At 52.1% G+C, this 15,209-nt stretch carries 23 protein-coding genes; 16 read left to right on the plus strand and 7 right to left on the minus strand.

Features of this window, described 5'->3' with window-relative positions:
• Together MVK46_RS01975 and MVK46_RS01980 are read right to left on the minus strand one after the other, a co-directional pair.
• The coding region (locus tag MVK46_RS01975) for an ABC transporter substrate-binding protein (protein WP_297534888.1) at positions 1-607 on the minus strand (607 nt) is incomplete at its 3' end.
• Positions 597-1,292, minus strand: a complete 696-nt coding sequence (locus tag MVK46_RS01980; RefSeq protein WP_297534890.1) for an FmdE family protein — start codon at positions 1,290-1,292, stop codon at positions 597-599. The genes MVK46_RS01975 and MVK46_RS01980, both read right to left, overlap by 11 nt.
• Positions 1,293-1,404: 112 nt before the next feature.
• Here MVK46_RS01980 and MVK46_RS01985 point away from each other — a divergent pair, with 112 nt between their 5' ends.
• Both MVK46_RS01985 and tdt (MVK46_RS01990) read left to right on the plus strand, forming a co-directional pair.
• A complete protein-coding gene (locus MVK46_RS01985; RefSeq protein ID WP_297534892.1) occupies positions 1,405-1,734 on the plus strand; it encodes a NifB/NifX family molybdenum-iron cluster-binding protein in 330 nt (109 codons plus the stop codon).
• Between the two features lie 88 nt (positions 1,735-1,822).
• A complete protein-coding gene (tdt, locus tag MVK46_RS01990) occupies positions 1,823-2,827 on the plus strand; it encodes a tellurite-resistance/dicarboxylate transporter (protein ID WP_297534894.1) in 1,005 nt (334 codons plus the stop codon).
• Between the two features lie 7 nt (positions 2,828-2,834).
• Here tdt (MVK46_RS01990) and MVK46_RS01995 read toward each other — a convergent pair whose 3' ends face one another.
• Both MVK46_RS01995 and MVK46_RS02000 read right to left on the minus strand, forming a co-directional pair.
• Entirely contained in the window at positions 2,835-3,860 is a 1,026-nt protein-coding gene (locus MVK46_RS01995; protein WP_297534897.1) for an arsenic resistance protein, read from the minus strand.
• A 5-nt stretch (positions 3,861-3,865) separates the two neighbouring features.
• On the minus strand, positions 3,866-4,327 hold the full coding sequence (locus MVK46_RS02000; protein WP_297534898.1) for a universal stress protein: 462 nt from the start codon (positions 4,325-4,327) through the stop codon (positions 3,866-3,868).
• 167 nt (positions 4,328-4,494) lie between these two features.
• Between MVK46_RS02000 and MVK46_RS02005 the strand changes: the two genes are divergently transcribed.
• Entirely contained in the window at positions 4,495-4,908 is a 414-nt protein-coding gene (locus MVK46_RS02005) for a ferredoxin family protein (RefSeq protein WP_297534900.1), read from the plus strand.
• Here the strand turns inward: MVK46_RS02005 and MVK46_RS02010 are convergent.
• Positions 4,898-5,635 (minus strand): sulfite exporter TauE/SafE family protein, encoded by a 738-nt coding sequence (locus MVK46_RS02010; protein WP_297534901.1) that lies wholly within the window; start codon positions 5,633-5,635, stop codon positions 4,898-4,900. The genes MVK46_RS02005 and MVK46_RS02010 overlap by 11 nt on opposite strands.
• Before the next feature lie 157 nt (positions 5,636-5,792).
• On the opposite strand from MVK46_RS02010, the gene tdt (MVK46_RS02015) reads away from it, so the two are divergent.
• Positions 5,793-6,794 (plus strand): tellurite-resistance/dicarboxylate transporter, encoded by a 1,002-nt coding sequence (gene tdt, locus MVK46_RS02015; protein WP_297534902.1) that lies wholly within the window; start codon positions 5,793-5,795, stop codon positions 6,792-6,794.
• Here the strand turns inward: tdt (MVK46_RS02015) and MVK46_RS02020 are convergent.
• Both MVK46_RS02020 and MVK46_RS02025 read right to left on the minus strand, forming a co-directional pair.
• Positions 6,781-7,251: a GbsR/MarR family transcriptional regulator gene (locus MVK46_RS02020; protein ID WP_297534904.1), complete on the minus strand. Its 471-nt coding sequence runs from the start codon at positions 7,249-7,251 to the stop codon at positions 6,781-6,783. The two genes, tdt (MVK46_RS02015) and MVK46_RS02020, sit on opposite strands and share 14 nt — an antisense overlap.
• 70 nt (positions 7,252-7,321) lie before the next feature.
• On the minus strand, positions 7,322-7,636 hold the full coding sequence (locus tag MVK46_RS02025) for a hypothetical protein (RefSeq protein WP_297534906.1): 315 nt from the start codon (positions 7,634-7,636) through the stop codon (positions 7,322-7,324).
• Between the two features lie 169 nt (positions 7,637-7,805).
• On the opposite strand from MVK46_RS02025, the gene MVK46_RS02030 reads away from it, so the two are divergent.
• From MVK46_RS02030 to MVK46_RS02085, 12 genes are all read left to right on the plus strand, one after another.
• The gene (locus MVK46_RS02030; protein WP_297534908.1) at positions 7,806-9,404 is read left to right on the plus strand and encodes a radical SAM protein; all 1,599 of its coding nucleotides are present in this window, start codon (positions 7,806-7,808) and stop codon (positions 9,402-9,404) included.
• 137 nt (positions 9,405-9,541) lie between these two features.
• The gene (gene hypA, locus MVK46_RS02035) at positions 9,542-9,961 is read left to right on the plus strand and encodes a hydrogenase nickel incorporation protein HypA (protein WP_297534910.1); all 420 of its coding nucleotides are present in this window, start codon (positions 9,542-9,544) and stop codon (positions 9,959-9,961) included.
• Positions 9,958-10,683 carry an Mrp/NBP35 family ATP-binding protein gene (locus MVK46_RS02040; RefSeq protein WP_297534912.1) on the plus strand — a complete coding sequence of 242 codons (726 nt, stop codon included), beginning with the start codon at positions 9,958-9,960 and terminating at the stop codon, positions 10,681-10,683. The genes hypA and MVK46_RS02040 overlap by 4 nt, the downstream gene beginning before the upstream one ends.
• A 74-nt stretch (positions 10,684-10,757) precedes the next feature.
• Positions 10,758-11,024 carry a UPF0175 family protein gene (locus MVK46_RS02045; protein WP_297534914.1) on the plus strand — a complete coding sequence of 89 codons (267 nt, stop codon included), beginning with the start codon at positions 10,758-10,760 and terminating at the stop codon, positions 11,022-11,024.
• Positions 11,025-11,154: 130 nt separating this feature from the next.
• On the plus strand, positions 11,155-11,307 hold the full coding sequence (locus tag MVK46_RS02050) for a hypothetical protein (protein ID WP_297534916.1): 153 nt from the start codon (positions 11,155-11,157) through the stop codon (positions 11,305-11,307).
• A 128-nt stretch (positions 11,308-11,435) separates the two neighbouring features.
• Positions 11,436-11,681, plus strand: a complete 246-nt coding sequence (locus MVK46_RS02055) for a hypothetical protein (protein WP_297534918.1) — start codon at positions 11,436-11,438, stop codon at positions 11,679-11,681.
• A 182-nt stretch (positions 11,682-11,863) separates the two neighbouring features.
• Positions 11,864-12,094, plus strand: a complete 231-nt coding sequence (locus MVK46_RS02060; RefSeq protein WP_297534919.1) for a hypothetical protein — start codon at positions 11,864-11,866, stop codon at positions 12,092-12,094.
• 39 nt (positions 12,095-12,133) lie between these two features.
• Positions 12,134-12,526 carry a hypothetical protein gene (locus tag MVK46_RS02065; protein WP_297534920.1) on the plus strand — a complete coding sequence of 131 codons (393 nt, stop codon included), beginning with the start codon at positions 12,134-12,136 and terminating at the stop codon, positions 12,524-12,526.
• Positions 12,527-12,596: 70 nt separating this feature from the next.
• A complete protein-coding gene (locus MVK46_RS02070; protein ID WP_297534921.1) occupies positions 12,597-12,884 on the plus strand; it encodes a nucleotidyltransferase domain-containing protein in 288 nt (95 codons plus the stop codon).
• Positions 12,881-13,258, plus strand: coding sequence for a HEPN domain-containing protein (locus MVK46_RS02075; RefSeq protein ID WP_297534922.1), 378 nt, complete (start codon positions 12,881-12,883; stop codon positions 13,256-13,258). The genes MVK46_RS02070 and MVK46_RS02075 overlap by 4 nt, the downstream gene beginning before the upstream one ends.
• On the plus strand, positions 13,255-13,728 hold the full coding sequence (locus MVK46_RS02080; RefSeq protein ID WP_297534923.1) for a hydrogenase 3 maturation endopeptidase HyCI: 474 nt from the start codon (positions 13,255-13,257) through the stop codon (positions 13,726-13,728). Before MVK46_RS02075 ends, MVK46_RS02080 begins: the two co-directional genes overlap by 4 nt.
• Positions 13,729-13,803: 75 nt before the next feature.
• Complete coding sequence (locus MVK46_RS02085; protein WP_297534924.1) at positions 13,804-15,171, plus strand: ATP-binding protein; 1,368 nt, start codon at positions 13,804-13,806, stop codon at positions 15,169-15,171.
• The last annotated feature ends 38 nt before the right edge of the window (positions 15,172-15,209 follow it).

A 15,209-nucleotide genomic window follows, 5' to 3' on the forward strand; every position in this document is an offset into this window, starting at 1 on the left:
TTATGACCTCCTCGGCCCTCTTCTCCTTTCCGAGGATTTTTCCAGCTAAGAGGAGCGACTTGAAGAAGACCGGGTCTGTGAAGTTCTTCAGCGTTCCGTAGCTGAGGACCACGACAGGGATTCCCGTCTTTTCCTGAACTTCATCGGCGGTCTGCCTGCTCACGAAGACCATGAAGATGACCTGCGGGTGGACCTTAATCAGGGCCTCCATGTCAGGGAGCTTTCCGGGACCGCCTGGCCCGATGACCGGCAGTTTGAGAAGCTCGGGATGGGCCAGTATGTATGGCCTCCCGTAGGGGAAGCGCTTCTCGAACTCCTCGATTCCGACGACGTCTTTGGTGGCGTTGAGGTAGACGAGGATTCTCAAAGCTCCCGGTCCAACGGCAACGACCCTTGTTACGTTTGCCGGAACCTTCACGGTTCTTCCGAGCATGTCGGTGACGGTGATGTACTTCTGTGCTTCAGCGGGCGTCGAAGAGGAAACAGTGGAAGTTGCAGTCTTTGTCGGGGAAGTGCTCGCACCAGAGCCGCTGCCTATACATCCGGCCATTGAAACGGCCAGAAGGACTATGAAAACGGCCAAAACTTTCCTCCAGTCAAACCTCATCTCCCTTCACCTCAACTATTCCCCTACCTATAACGGCGTAGTATTTCTCCCCGGCGCATTTCAGGCAGAACGGTTTTCCGTTCCGGTAAACAATCCGGCTCGCCATTGCAAGCTCGTTGCACCTTGAACAGCGGACGCTCTCAAAAATCGGGGCAGGCTCTATGGGCCTAACCTTCACGCGCTCTACTTTGAACTCATCCTTTGGAAGCCGCAACATCTTGTAGGCGATTTCCTCCCAGAGTTCCCAGAGGCGCTTTCTCTCCTCGGGGGTTCCCCTGCGCTCCTTCACCACCTTGTCGAACAGCTCAACGGCCTCGGGAGGGTAATACTTCCGGAGCCTCTCACCGTCGGCGTAAACCCTGACGCCGGTCCAGTCCGAGCGCTTAACGAGTGTGAGCGCCGTTTTACCGAGGTCGAGGTATATCAGCGAGTTGTTGCCGAGGGTGCAGCCCGTCGTTACCTGAACGCCGTCGGCAAAGCAGCTGTTGCTCTCAACTATTGCAAGGATTCTTTCATCAACGCTTCCCTCGTAGTCAAGCCGTCCCACCCCGAGTTCCTCCATCGCTATAATCGAGGCCCTTATCCCGAGCGCGAGGTAGGGACAGACGTGCCCGTGAAACTCCCTAGCGTAGCGCAGGATTCCCTCGTAATCCCTGGCCTCAACAAGACTGTTGAGGGTCAGCATCGTATCACCAACTTCAAAAGAGGTAGCACGCTTTTAACGGTTTTGGTTCATATGTTTGCACACACACAAAATTTAAAGGTGAAGTGTCATTCATAATTTTTGGTGGGCTAAAATGAGGGTAGCTGTTCCAGTCGAGGAGCCGTCTTTCAACTCCAAGGTGTCAGAGCACTTTGGAAAGGCTAAATACGTTGCGGTGTTCCTCGTAACGGGAAGAAAGCTCAGCGGGGCCGAATTGATAGAACTTCCTGAGGGGCACACTCCGGGTGAACTGCCAGCCCTCCTCAAAGAAAAGTGCGTTGACGTGCTGCTCGCCAACAGGGTCGGAGGGAGGGCGCTCTCGCACTTTCAAGCCCTTGGAATCAAGGTAATCACTGGAGCAGAGGGACGTGCAATTGACGTAGTTAGGTTGTTCTTAAAGTCCATAGAAAGCACCGAATCTTAAGACTACCGATGTTCAGGGGTAGGGTTTTCAACCTTAGACTCAAGAAATATTTAAATTTTCTCATATGATACAACTTTGGTGAAAAAACATGAAGGTCGGCGTTAAGGATTTCGCTCCCAGCTGGTTCGCGAGCGTTATGGGCACTGGCGCACTGGCTTTGGTAAGTCTTGCCTACTCCCAGAGGCTTTATCTGCTAAAGGAAATCGCCGTAACATTAACGTATCTGAATACCGCGCTCTTTTTGATTCTCCTGGTTCCTTGGAGCATTAGGTGGATTAAATACCGAGAAAACGCTCTCAGCGACCTCAGGCATCCAGTTATAAGCCACTTCTATGGAACGATAGCCGTCGCGATGCTAGTTCTGTCAGCAGATTACCTCTTCATAGTTAAGAACGTGATTACCGCAAAGGCTTTCTGGTTCGTGGGAACGACCCTCACGGTTTTCTTTGCCCTGCTAATTCCATATATAATGTTCGTTGAGAAGGAGGTGGACATAAAGGCGGTGACACCTGCGTGGTTTATACCTCCAGTTGGACTGATAGTGATACCCCTGAGCGGCTCAAGGATAGCCGTCATGTACTCCGGAACGGTTAGGGAAGTCCTGTATGCGGTGAACTACTTTGCATGGGGTTCGGGCTTTTTCCTGTATCTGGCGCTGTTCTCAATAGTCATGTACAGGTTCATAAGGCACGAGCCCATGCCATGCGGGATGGCCCCGGCAATATGGATAAACCTCGGTCCTATTGGGGCGGGAACATCAACCCTGTACTCCCTAATCAGTGCCAGCACCTTCCTCAGAGTTAAGGAGCCATTCTTTGCTTTCGGGCTGATATTCTGGGGCTTCGGCGTGTGGTGGCTGATAATGGCAGTTGTGATGACGCTCCACTACATCAGGAGGCTCAATCTCCCCTACAGCCTCGCATGGTGGGCCTTTATCTTCCCTCTGGGCGCATACGTTAGCGCCACCCACAACGTGGGTAAAACACTTGGAATCGGGGCAATAGATGCCTTTGGATTCGCACTCTACTGGCTTCTCCTCTCCCTCTGGGTGATTACAGGGTTCAAAACGATAAGATACGTGCTACTCAAATGAAAGAGAATCAGGAAACAGAGGGGGTTCCCTCCTCAAGAACCCTGCACTTCCAGAGGCCGGCGATTTTTCTCCACATTTTAACGTAGCCAACCAAGAACGGTATTTGAACTATGGGAGTTATCGCGGGGGGTATTGCCATCATTCCCATTCCGGCCGCGAGGGCTATTGCCATGGCAGTTCCCTCGTTCTTTCCTACCGAGGTAAACGTCATCGCCATGTGGTCCCTGTAAGAGATTCCAAGTGCCCTGTTGAGGAGCGTCATAAAGGTCAGCGACACTGTGTAGTAAACAACAAGCGGAAGCAGGGCGAGGCCCACGATTTCAGGCTTGCCTGCTATGACTCTGGCCTTTTCCATGAATATTAGAAAGACTATCGCGTACATGCCGAGGAGGGAAACCGCCGGAAAGGCGGGTCGGATTCTGAGGAATCCCTCCGAACCCATACGGGAGATTAGGTAGTGCCTTGTTGCTACACCGAGCACCATTGGAACTATGACCACTATCAGGATTGTCTTAACGAGCAACCAGGCGGATATTGGGACATGGTAGCTTGCCGCGAAGACCTTTAGCCAGCCGGGCACGGTTACGATTGCCAGCGTGAAGCTGAGGGCCACGATTATCGTCGCCAGCTCAAGGTTGCCCTTGGTAAACCCCGTGTACGCTATGCTCATCGAGGAGCACGGCACGACAACTGCGAGCAGAAGACCGAGCACAAGCAGGTGGTTCATTGGATGGAACGAGTTTACCAGGAGAACCGAGGCATACATTATCAGGGGGGACAGCACGAGCCCCATGAAGAGGGCTATTGTGAGTTGCTTCCAGAGTTTAGCACTGTTCTTAAGCTCCCCCACGCGGAGGTTAATCATCATGGGATAAATCATGCTTATAACGACGAGCATGTTGAGGGTTTTAAGCGTTTCATGGTAAGGTTTTAGGTTCGCGTGCACCCCAACGTAAAAGCCGGCTATCATAGAGAGCGTAACGTAAAGGGGAAGGTACCTGTCGAGATGGTTCTTGAGCCTCAACCAGTCCATAAAAATCACCCTCCTGCCTTTATGATGAGAACCGGTTTAGACGTCTCCTTCAGAACTCTCATTGTTGTTGAACCGAGGAGCTCCCTGGAGAACCCAAGCCGACCGTGACTCGGAAGGAAGATAAGGGAAACATCCTCCTCATTCGCGACGTTGACTATCTCCTTCCAGGGAACCCCAACCCTGACCAGAACTTTCACCTTCGCCGTTCTGAAGGCCCTCTTCAGTCTCTCCCGCTCGGTTTCGAGTCGCCTCTCCGCGAGTTCCACGAGCTCCCGTTCGACGTCATCAACCGTAACCTCCCCTTTCTCAAATTCGGAGATGTCCTCCAGCACCTCAACTCTGTCCTCCTCAACGACGTGGAGTAGAACCACTTCCCCCACGGGGAGCTCGTTTCTTCTCTCAAACGCGAGCACCGCACCCTCATAGCCGGGGCTGAAATCAGTCGGCACGAGCACCTTCCTCAACATCTATCTCACCTGATATATCTTTCATTTTAGATATTTTTCATGTGTTAGGTAAACCTAACGCTTTTTAAAGGTTTCTGGTCAGATTCGTCCAGAACTATTGGTTGAAAACATATACATATGAAAAATTTTTTAAATTTAGTCGAACACCCTCAGTTGGGGGTGGAAGAATGTCAGAAGGAGAAGCTCCCATCGTTGGAAAGGACGCCCTGGGACGTCCGGTTAAGGACCTGAGCGTTATTCCCTGGTGGGGAATAGACAGGCGGGAAATCGAATGGTACCCTAAGATACACTATGAGAACTGCGCCGGTTGCGGGATATGCTTCATAACCTGCGGGAGAAGGGTGTTCGACTGGGACAGGGAGAAAGGCAGACCCATAGTTGCAATGCCCTACAACTGCATGGTGGGCTGTTCAACCTGCGCGACCCTCTGTCCGTGCAACGCAATAGAGTTCCCACCAAAGGAGTACGTTAAAAAGCTTGTCATTGAAAACGGGATTATAAGAAAAGCCTTTGAGATTACAAAACCCCTTACAAAGAGGGAAAGCGAACCAACGGGAACGGAGAGTGTATTCAACCCATAGACACAATGAGCGTTTTGACCGCAATTACGTACATTATAACCCCTATCACCTTTTTTACCTGCTCAGAGCTCATCCTGAAGTGCATCAGGTGGGTTCCAATCCACCCACCGGCTATGGCTGGCACAGCCACCCAGAGAAGTAGCTCCCAGCTGAGAACACCCATTCTCCAGTACGTGAGAAAGCCGCTGAGGGACGAGAAGAAGACAACCAAGGCGGTCGTTGCGGCAACCTTCTTGGGCTCGTAACCGAGCATTATCAGGGCAGGACTTATGATTCCACCACCGCCCACCCCCAGAAGACCCCCAAGAAAACCTGCAACACCCCCTATAATCGAGCCCTCCAGCACATGATTCCCGCCTGTGCCACCCCTCCTCGGTTTAAAGAAAATCATCATCGTGCCTGAGTAAAGCAGAAAGGCAACAAAAATCCAGAGAACATAGGTTCTGGGAATAAACCTGCCGGAGTACGCACCAAGGGGTGCCATAACCGTTGCAACGATTAGAATGGGAAGTCCAAAGCGGTGGTCAAGTTTTCCGTGTCTCAGGTTTTTCAAGGTAGCAGACAGCATTGAGAGCGTGTTTATGAAAAGACCTGCCGGCTTTGCCTCCATCAGAGGCACTCCAAGCCAACCCATAACGGGAACTATTGCTATCGCCGAACCCACACCCCCTATTGAGAACACCACGCTGAGAACAAACGCGATTAGCGCCAGCTCTGGATAGTTCATTAGGTTCACCTCATTTTCTTTTGCCCCTCAAATAGATGAACACGACTTTATAAATCTTTACGTCGAACTCATTGAACACATTAGACATTTTAGAACCAAAAAACTTTTAAGGAACCCTAATTCTGTGAAAAAAGAAATCAAATGGAGGGAGGTTCATATGGAGAGAATTAAAAACTTCAATCCGGCGTGGTTCGCGAGCGTTATGGGCACCGGGGCCGTTGGCATCGCTTCGTACAGATACTCATCTTACTTGACGTATCTGAAGGATGTCGGACTCGCGCTGACGTATTTAAACGCAGTTCTCTACGCCGTGCTTTTAGTTCCGTGGCTTGCCAGATGGGTGCTCTATCGGGAGGAAGCGCTGAACGACCTCAGACACCCCTCGAAAGGACACTTCTACGGCACAAGCGGAGCAGCTACCATAGTGCTGGCGGCTCAGTTGCTAACGATTATGCACGAGCAAGGGGCCGCTTGGTACCTCTGGCTGTGGGGGCTTGCATTAACGTTTGTATTTGCGTTCTGGATGTCCTACGAGGTTTTCATAGCGGGTGATGTTGACCTGAGGCATCTATCACCGGCTTGGTACATCCCGCCGGTTGCATTGGTTATAATCCCCTTTGGTGCGGTTTTCATGAAGACAACTTCCGGCTACATGCGGGAGTTCGTCACCATAGTGAACTATCTCGGCTGGGGAGCTGGATTTTTCCTCTATTTAATACTCTATGCGGTCGTTACACTGAGGTTTATAAGGCACGAGCTACTCCCACCCCAGATGGCACCCCTGATATGGATGAACTTGGGGCCGATAGGGGCCAGTATAACCGCGCTCTTCGCCCTGCTCAACAACTCCAGCATAGCGGTATCGAAGGACCCCCTCTTCATATTCGCGTTCTTCCTCTGGGGACTCGGTTTCTGGTGGCTGATAATGGCCCTAGCACTGACCATACACTACATTAGAAAAATGGAACTGCCCTACAGTCTCTCATGGTGGGCGTTCATCTTTCCGCTGGGTGCCTTTACCAACGCAAGCATGGATTTAGGGGAGGCGTTCGGTCTGGAGCTTATGAAGCTGTTTGGATACGGACTCCTGTGGGTCCTTCTAATTCTGTGGGTCATCACCCTCGTAAAAACGTTAAAGATGTGCCTCATGAGCCGGTGAGGCACTCGCTCTCTTCCTCTTCCACCCTGATTATAAGCTCAAGGACGCATTCGAGTTTTCTGAGGTCATCAAGTATCGCCTCAAGCCGGGACTTCATTTCCCCCTCGCTCTTCTGAATGAGGGTTTCGACTATCTCCTCAAGCGGTCTGACTTCCCTTTCGAGTATATCCTTCGGCTGGCGGAGGAACTTTTCAAGGAAAGCGGGAACGGCCGTGAAGTACTTGGTTTTACCCTCCCTGCGGCACGTAACAAAGTACTCCCTAACAAGCCGGTTGAGGGAAACCGAAATAGAGGAGCGGCTTAAACCAGTAGCTTTGGCGAGCTCGGTTATCGTCATGGGCTTTTCAGAGAGCAACAGAAGGGCGTAAACCTTCCCATCCGTTGCAGTATAGCCCCACCTAATCATTATACGCTCAACAATCTCAATGAACTTTCTGTGCTCCCCTTTGGCCTTCATCTCAATCCCCTTCTGAAAATTAAAATAAAAGGCTTATAAAAATGTCTGAAACGACCTTGATAAATCGAGCTCACTTGGAGGTCGCTATTATCGCGCCGCCGATAACCGCGAGCCAAGCCCCAATCGTCCAGAACCCCCCATCGAAGGGCATGGTTATGAACGCCAGCACAACGTTCGTCCATCCAACGGCGCTTGGACTCCTTTTGTAGTAAGCCGTTATGATGAACATTATTATGCTCAGAACTACCTCAGTCCAGCCGACCGCTGACACTCCTCCGTAGTGCCATCCGTAGTAGTGCCCCGTTGCCAACACAGTTATGCCGTCAACTAAAATCAACACCGCACCAATCAGGACAAGCCAGACACCGGTTCTTGCAGATGCCATCTCAATCACCTCCGGGTTTTCATTTTACGGTAGGTCCAACTATTATTTAAATTTTTCGGTTATATTTGATATATTAGATATATCAGAAAAAATTAACATAAGCTATCTGTTAATTACATCGAAAACTTTAAACGCATTTTTGCCCGAATTCTAAATGGAGGTGGGAAAAATGGCGGAGAAGGGTAACTCCTCGGGAGGAAACCAGGTTACGACCGCCCTAAAGGCCTTCAAGCTTATCCTCGGCAATCCGATAGCCAGGGCCCTCATTAGACCCACCCTCAAGAAGTACGAAATCAACGGAAGGGAACTCCCTGCCCTCTACTGGGCGCTCAGCATCTACGCCGGCGAGAGCATAAACGCCCCCATGATGGTTCGCTTCCAGGCCGATGTCATAAAGCTCCTTCTAAAGCTTGGAATAAAACTTGCCCACGGAGATGAGGAAGCCGTTAAAGAGGCCCTCCTCAGGGACCCGCACATAAGGCGCGGAATCTGGGTGGTTCTTGAGGGAATAGCGAAGTACGGGGTAACCGTTCCCCAGCGTCTCGCCGGTCCATTCCTGATTGTGTGGAACTTCACCAACATGTGCAACTTCCGCTGCCAGCACTGCTACCAGAGGGCAGACAAACCCCTGCCAAGTGAACTCACCCTCGAGGAAAAGCTCATGCTCGTTGACCAGCTCGACAGAGCTGGAGTTGCGGCCGTCGCGCTGAGCGGCGGCGAGCCAACGATACACCCGCACTTCCTCAGAATTGTCAAAGAACTGTCGAGCAGGGGAATCCACACGTCGGTCGCAACGAACGGCTGGACGTTCGCCAAAAAGGAGGAGCTGGAGAAGGCCGTCAAGGCGGGTATAAAATACGTCGAGGTCAGCATTGATTCCGCGAAACCCGAGAAGCACGACAAGTTCCGCGGGATTCCCGGGGCCTGGGAGCATGCTGTAAAGGCTCTGGAGAACGCGGTAGAGCTCGACCTGAGCCACGGAATGGCAACCATAATGGACAAAGAGACATACCACGAGATAGACGACATACTTGACCTCGCGGAGAGCATAGGCGTGAAGCGCGTCATCTTCTTCAACCTCGTGCCAACGGGGAGGGCAGAGGACATGGTCAAGGTTGACCTGTCTCCAGAGGAGCGCGAGGAGTTCATGAAGGAAGTTTACAAGCAGATGAAGAAGAGGAAGCTCGAGATACTGACGACCGCGCCACAGTACGCGCGCGTTACACTGCTCATGAGCGCGGGAAAGAGCGTTACACCGGCACACTTCTACATCGGTGAGGACAACGCTGTGAAAACGCTTGCCGAGTTTATAGGCGGTTGCGGTGCCGGCAGGATTTACGCCGGCATAGAACCCGACGGGACGGTAGTTCCATGCGTCTTCCTGCCACTTCCGGTCGGGAACGTTAGGAACAAGACGTTCAAGGAGATATGGGAGACGAGCAGAATCTTCAGCATCCTCCGCGACAGGGACAGCTGGGAGGGACAGTGCGGCAGGTGCCCCTACAAGTACATCTGCGGCGGCTGCCGTGCGAGGGCATACCACTACACGCTCGATTTGGCCGGCGACGACCCGGGTTGCATAATCAACAAGCGCCTCTGGCAGGACATCCTCAGGCACGGAAAGCCGAAGGGACTGACCGAGGTCAGCTGGGTCGACGAGAGCGTCGTCCTCCGCGGACCAAGCCTCTACGTACCAAGCTACTACAGGGCCGTTGAAACAATCGGCGAGAAGGCCCTAGGAGGGATAACTGAGGAAGTTCACGCCTGATTTTCTTTTTCTACACTTCCAAACGAGCACTACACCTTCTCCGGAACCGCTGATAATCTGTTTCCACCCTTCAAGGTGCTTCCCAAGGTCGGTAAAGACTTTTTAAGGTGTTACCCCAATACGCTCTCGGTGATACCATGCACGAGTGGGCGCTGGCGGATGCCATAGTTAGAACCGTCCTGAACTACGCCCAGAGGGAGGGGGCAAAGAGAGTAAAGGCCGTCAAGGTCGTTCTCGGCGAACTCCAAGACGTTGCGGAGGACATAGTGAAGTTCGCGATGGAGCAGATGTTCGCGGGAACGATTGCCGAAGGGGCCGAGATAATCTTCGAGGAGGAAGAGGCCGTCTTCAAGTGCCGCAACTGCGGGCACACCTGGAAGCTCAAGGAAGTCAAGGACCAGTTCGACGAGCGCATAAAGGAGGACATCCACTTCATTCCCGAGGTCGTCCACGCGTTTCTTGCCTGTCCGAAGTGCGGGAGCCATGACTTCGAGGTCGTTCAGGGAAGGGGAGTTTACGTTGCCGGGATAATGATTGAGAAGGAGGGAGAGGCATGATTGACCCGCGCGAGATAGCGATAAACGCGAGGCTTGAGAATGTCAAGAGGATAATCCCCGTCGTCAGCGGGAAAGGCGGTGTTGGAAAATCGCTCATCTCGACGACCCTCGCTTTAGCTCTGGCTGAGAAAGGCCATAAAGTCGGCCTGCTCGACCTCGACTTCCACGGGGCAAGCGACCACGTGATTCTCGGCTTCGAGCCGAAGGAGTTCCCGGAGGAGGACAAGGGAGTGGTTCCGCCGACGGTCCACGGGATAAAGTTCATGAGCATCGCCTACTACACCGAGAACAGGCCCACACCGCTCCGCGGGAAGGAAATCAGCGACGCCCTCATCGAGCTCCTCACGATAACCCGCTGGGACGAGCTTGACTACCTCATCATCGACATGCCGCCGGGACTCGGCGACCAGCTCCTCGACGTTCTCCGCTTCCTCAAGAGGGGTGAGTTCCTCGTCGTTGCAACCCCGTCGAAGCTCGCCCTCAACGTCGTGGAAAAGTTAATCCAGCTGCTCCTCGAGGAGAAGCACAGCGTTCTTGGCGTCGTCGAGAACATGAAGCTGAACGACGAGGAAGACGTCAGGAAGCTCGCCGAGCGCTACAACGTCCCGTACCTCATCGGAATACCCTTCTATCCGGACCTCGACGCAAAGGTCGGAAACGTCGAGGAGCTCATGAAGACCGAGTTCGCGGAGAAGGTTAGGGAGCTTGCGGAGAAGCTGTGAGCTCTCTTTTTCCATTCATTTCAGAGGGCGAAACCCCTAAATATTTTCCAAGACACTACACTTCAGGTGGGAGCATGGAAGGTGTAACCCCTGCCACACTTCGAGAGTTCCTCGGCCCGAAACCTGAGCGAGAGCTCCTTCTGCTCGCGGCCATAGAACTGTACCGCGAGGGGAGGCTGAGCCTCGGAAAGGCCGCGGAATTTGCGGGCCTGAGTCTGAGGGAATTCCTTTACGAACTGAGGAAGAGGGACGTCCCAATAAACTACACGAGGGAAGAGGCAGAGGCGGATATAGAGACCGTAGATGGTCTGGAATTGTCGTCTTCTGCCTGTATCTCTTGACCACCATAGATAAAGGAGTGCCGCTTATAATCCTGACTGGAATTCATCGTGTGAATAAAGAACGTTTTTAGAGGCTCCGAGCCGAAACTCCTAAATATCTTCACGCCCTACTTCTTCGGGTGGTGTGTCGTTGCAGGCCAACGTCAACCTCGACGCTCTTCTTGAGAAGATGAAAGCTGAGCTGGAGCGGGTAAAAGAAGCTCCACAAATTGACTTTACTAAAATTAACAACTGCCTAAATATTGCCAAAAAAGCTGCTGAGGAGAGAGACGCGAGAAACTAGAGCATGATGTGGAATTTCATCAAAAGGATGTTGAAAGATTTAAAAGATGGACACTAATAACGACACCTCTTGGGGCGTTAGGTGCTTACCTATTCATCAAATCTATAAACAATCTCAGCGTTTTAATAGTGGCAGTAGCTCTTTCATCATTTTGGTTTACATTCCCCTTCCTTTGGTATGACGCACATCGTAGCTATTCTCAAGCTAAGGCTAAGTTATTGAAAGCACAGAAGCAAGAAAAAGAGCTTCTTGAAGATGTGCAACAAGCCTGTAGTGGAGACGTTTCAAAAATGTTAGCACAGTTTAAAAAATCTTGGAAACAGGCTTATATTGATGTTCTACGGCAACTATTAGCAAAGCAATTTTGGCATTAGCTGAAGGAGATTTTGAGAACGCTGCTTCAAATCTCAAACTCGCTACGAAAGAGTTGAAAGACTTGAACATCCTCGCTTCAAAATTAACAAGAGATCTTTTAGGGTGGAAATCCCAAGAAGTTTTAAAAGATGTTATTGGCCAAGAAGTAGTGCCTAAGCCATTACATGATACTGCCATAATGTTGAAGGCATTAAAATTCGCCGCCCGCGCCTGCGACGCCCTATACCTCGGTGACGTCGAGAAGATGCGTGAACTCCTCAATGAAGCCCGTGAAATGCTCGACGAGCGCGATAAGTTCGTCATCGGCAACGTTAAGTTCTTCAAATACCTCTTTGAGTTCCACTACTTCCTTCTCAAGGCCGTCGTCGAGGCTTACGAGGCCGAAATCGGAGCGGTCGCTAAAACCACTTAGGAGCAGGCGGAGCGCTTCGCAGAGGCGAAGCCAGTTGAAGTGCCCGAGACGGTTGAGAAAGTTACAGTCTCGGCGGAAGAGCCCGAAAAGGAACTCTACCGCGGTGAAGTCCGCTTCAAGATGGGGGCGATGAGTCAGGAGCGCGTCGGAAACCTCGTGATAACGAACAAGAGGCTCAAGCTCACGGGCAAGTACAGGCTTAGGGGCTACGTTGCAACGGTCGCCATAAAGGCCGCTTTGAGAGCGGCTGGAGTTGGTGAAGTTTACGAGGACATTCCGCTGAGCGAGATAAAGTTCCTTCAGCTCAAGAAGGCCCTTCTCGGTGGTTATTACCTTGAGTTCAAGGCAAGGGGCAAGAAGTACACGATTTACACCGACGCCGCCCAGCACATCTACAACCTTCTGAGACAGTACGGTGCTGAGACCGTTTAGGGAAAACTTTTTCTCCTTTCTTTCCAACTTTTGGTCGATGGAAGCGAAGAAGCTTATTCATAATGCTGTAATGAAGTCAGCGGATAAGCATGGGGTTAAGGTAGTTGAAATAATCTTGTTCGGCTCCCGCGCTAGGGGTGATTTCAGAGCCGACAGCGATTGGGACGTTCTCATAGTAACCGCTCATCCTTTAAATTGGGAAGAAAGGCTGGCCTTCACCGGGGAAATACGGAAAACGCTCGCAAAGAAAGGCCTCGCGACGGACATACTCGTCATCTCGAAGGACGAACTTGAGAAAGTGAAAGGTGCCAAAGAGTACATCTACCACTACGCCCTGCGTGAGGGGGTTAAGATATGAGCTGGAGAGACTGGATAAGAAAAGGCCGTGACGACCTAAGACTCGCGGAACTTGCACTCGAAAACGGCATCTTTGACTACGCCGCTTTTCACGCCCAGCAGGCCGTTGAAAAGTTCTTGAAGGCGTTCTTAATCAAACACGGCAAACCCCTTGTTAGAACCCACGATATAGCCTACCTTATCGAGCGGTGCAAGGAGATAGACCCCTCGTTCGAGGAGTTGTACGACCTAAAAGCCCACTACCTCTCGGATTTTGCCGTTGAGGTCAGGTATCCCGGCTACTACTCGGTTCCCGGGGAGCTTGCCGGGGAAGCAATCGAAATCGCACGGAAGGTTCTGAACTTCGTTTTGATGAAACTGGGTGAAAGAAAATGAACCTCGAAGAACTCTTCCAGGGAAAGAAAAGGGTCGTGGTCTGCGGAATCGGGAACGACATCCGGGGGGACGACGCCTTCGGCGTTCTGGTCGCGGAGAGGCTAAAGGAGTTGCTGGACAACCCCGACGTCCTCGTGCTGAACTGCGGGGAGGTTCCGGAGAACTACACTGGGAAGATAGCGAGCTTTAAGCCAGACCTCGTTGTCCTCGTCGATGCCGTTGATTTCGGCGGTGAGGTCGGCGAGTACATCATAGCCGACCCGGAGGGGACGCTCGGGGAGGCAATATCGACGCACGGACTTCCGCTGAAGTTCGTCACCCGGTTCATGAAAACTATGATTAACGCTGAGTTCGTGCTCATCGGCTGTCAGCCGGGCTCAACAGGCCTCTTTCAGGAGCCGAGCGAGCTGATAAAGAAGCGCGCCGAGAGACTGGCGGAACTGCTGGCGGGGATTCTCAACAAGGAATAGTCCCCCACTGAATCCCCCAATATTATTTCAAGTCCAAGCCCCAAAGCTTATAAGCCATGAAACGTACTCACGAGTATGATACTCACGAGTAAGTTCATTGACCGCGAGAGCGAGCTCAAGTTCCTGAGGTCAAGGTACGCCTCGGGGAAGCCAGAACTGATAATCCTCTACGGCCGGAGGAGGATAGGCAAGACGTACCTCCTTCAAAGGTTCCTCTCGGAGGTCGGGGGAGTTTATCTTCTCGCGGAGGAGAGCGAGACCATCTTAGAGGATTTCTCAGAGAGACTGGCGGAGTACTTCAACGACCCGTTCCTGCGGGAGAACCCGCTCCAGAGCTGGAAAGCGTTTTTCACTTACCTCGCGGGAAAAAGCGGGGAGAGGCTCGTCGTGGTGATAGACGAGGTTCAGTACGTGGCTAAGGCCCATAGGGAATTCCTCAGCGTCCTTCAGAAGTACTGGGATTTTCACCTTTCGAAGACGAAGATAATGCTCGTTCTCTGCGGCTCGCTGGTTTCCTTCATGGAGGGCGTTCTTTCAGCCAAATCGCCGATATACGGGCGGAGAACCGGGGCGTGGAAGGTCGAGGAGATGAGCTTTTTTAAGGTCAGGAAGTTCCACCCGCTGAGCACGGAGGAGGCGGTCTATGTCTATTCCGTCTTCGGTGGCGTCCCGCAGTACTGGGCCGACTACAATCCCGAGCTTGACTTCTGGGACAACCTCAGAGTTCTGCTCCTCTCGAAGGGCGCCAAGTACTACGACGAGCCGAAGTACCTCCTCAAGGAGGAGCTCCGCGACGTCTCGCGCTACTTCTCAATCCTCAGGGCAATAGCGCTCGGCTACACCCGCTTCGGGGAGATAGCGGACAAAGCGAGAATAGAGAAGAACTCGCTCGGCAAGTACCTGCTCGTCCTTCAGGAGATGGGCTACGTTACCGAGGAACTGCCCGTAACCGGCGGAAAGCGGGGGCGCTACCGCATAGCGGACAACCTCTTCAACTTCTGGTTCCGCTTCGTCTATCCGCGGAGGAGCGAAATCGAGATGGGGATTGACGTTGCTGACGACATTAAGCGGAACTTCAACGAGTACCTCGGCTTCGTTTTCGAGGAAATTGCGAGGGAGTTCCTCATCGAGCTGAACAGAAGAGGGGAGCTTCCGTTCCGCTTCACAAAAATCGGCCGCTGGTGGAGAAAAGGAGAGGAGATTGATTTGGTCGCTTTGAACGAGCGGGAAAAGAAAGCTATGTTCGTCGAGGTCAAGTGGAAGAAACTGAGCGAAAGGGAAGCGCGGGGAATTCTGAAGGACCTGGAGAGGAAAGCAGAACTCGTTGGGATTGAGGGCTGGGAGAAGAGCTACGGGCTTGTTGCTAAGAGTGTTGAAGGAAAAGAGGAGCTGAGGAAAGAGGTCTTTTTGGTCTGGGATCTAAAGGACTTCGAGAGAATTTAAGGCAAACTATTGATTTCCAATATCTAATATCTCAAATT

The sequence above is a fragment of the Thermococcus sp. genome (genome assembly GCF_027066465.1).
Classification (GTDB): Archaea; Methanobacteriota_B; Thermococci; order Thermococcales; family Thermococcaceae; genus Thermococcus.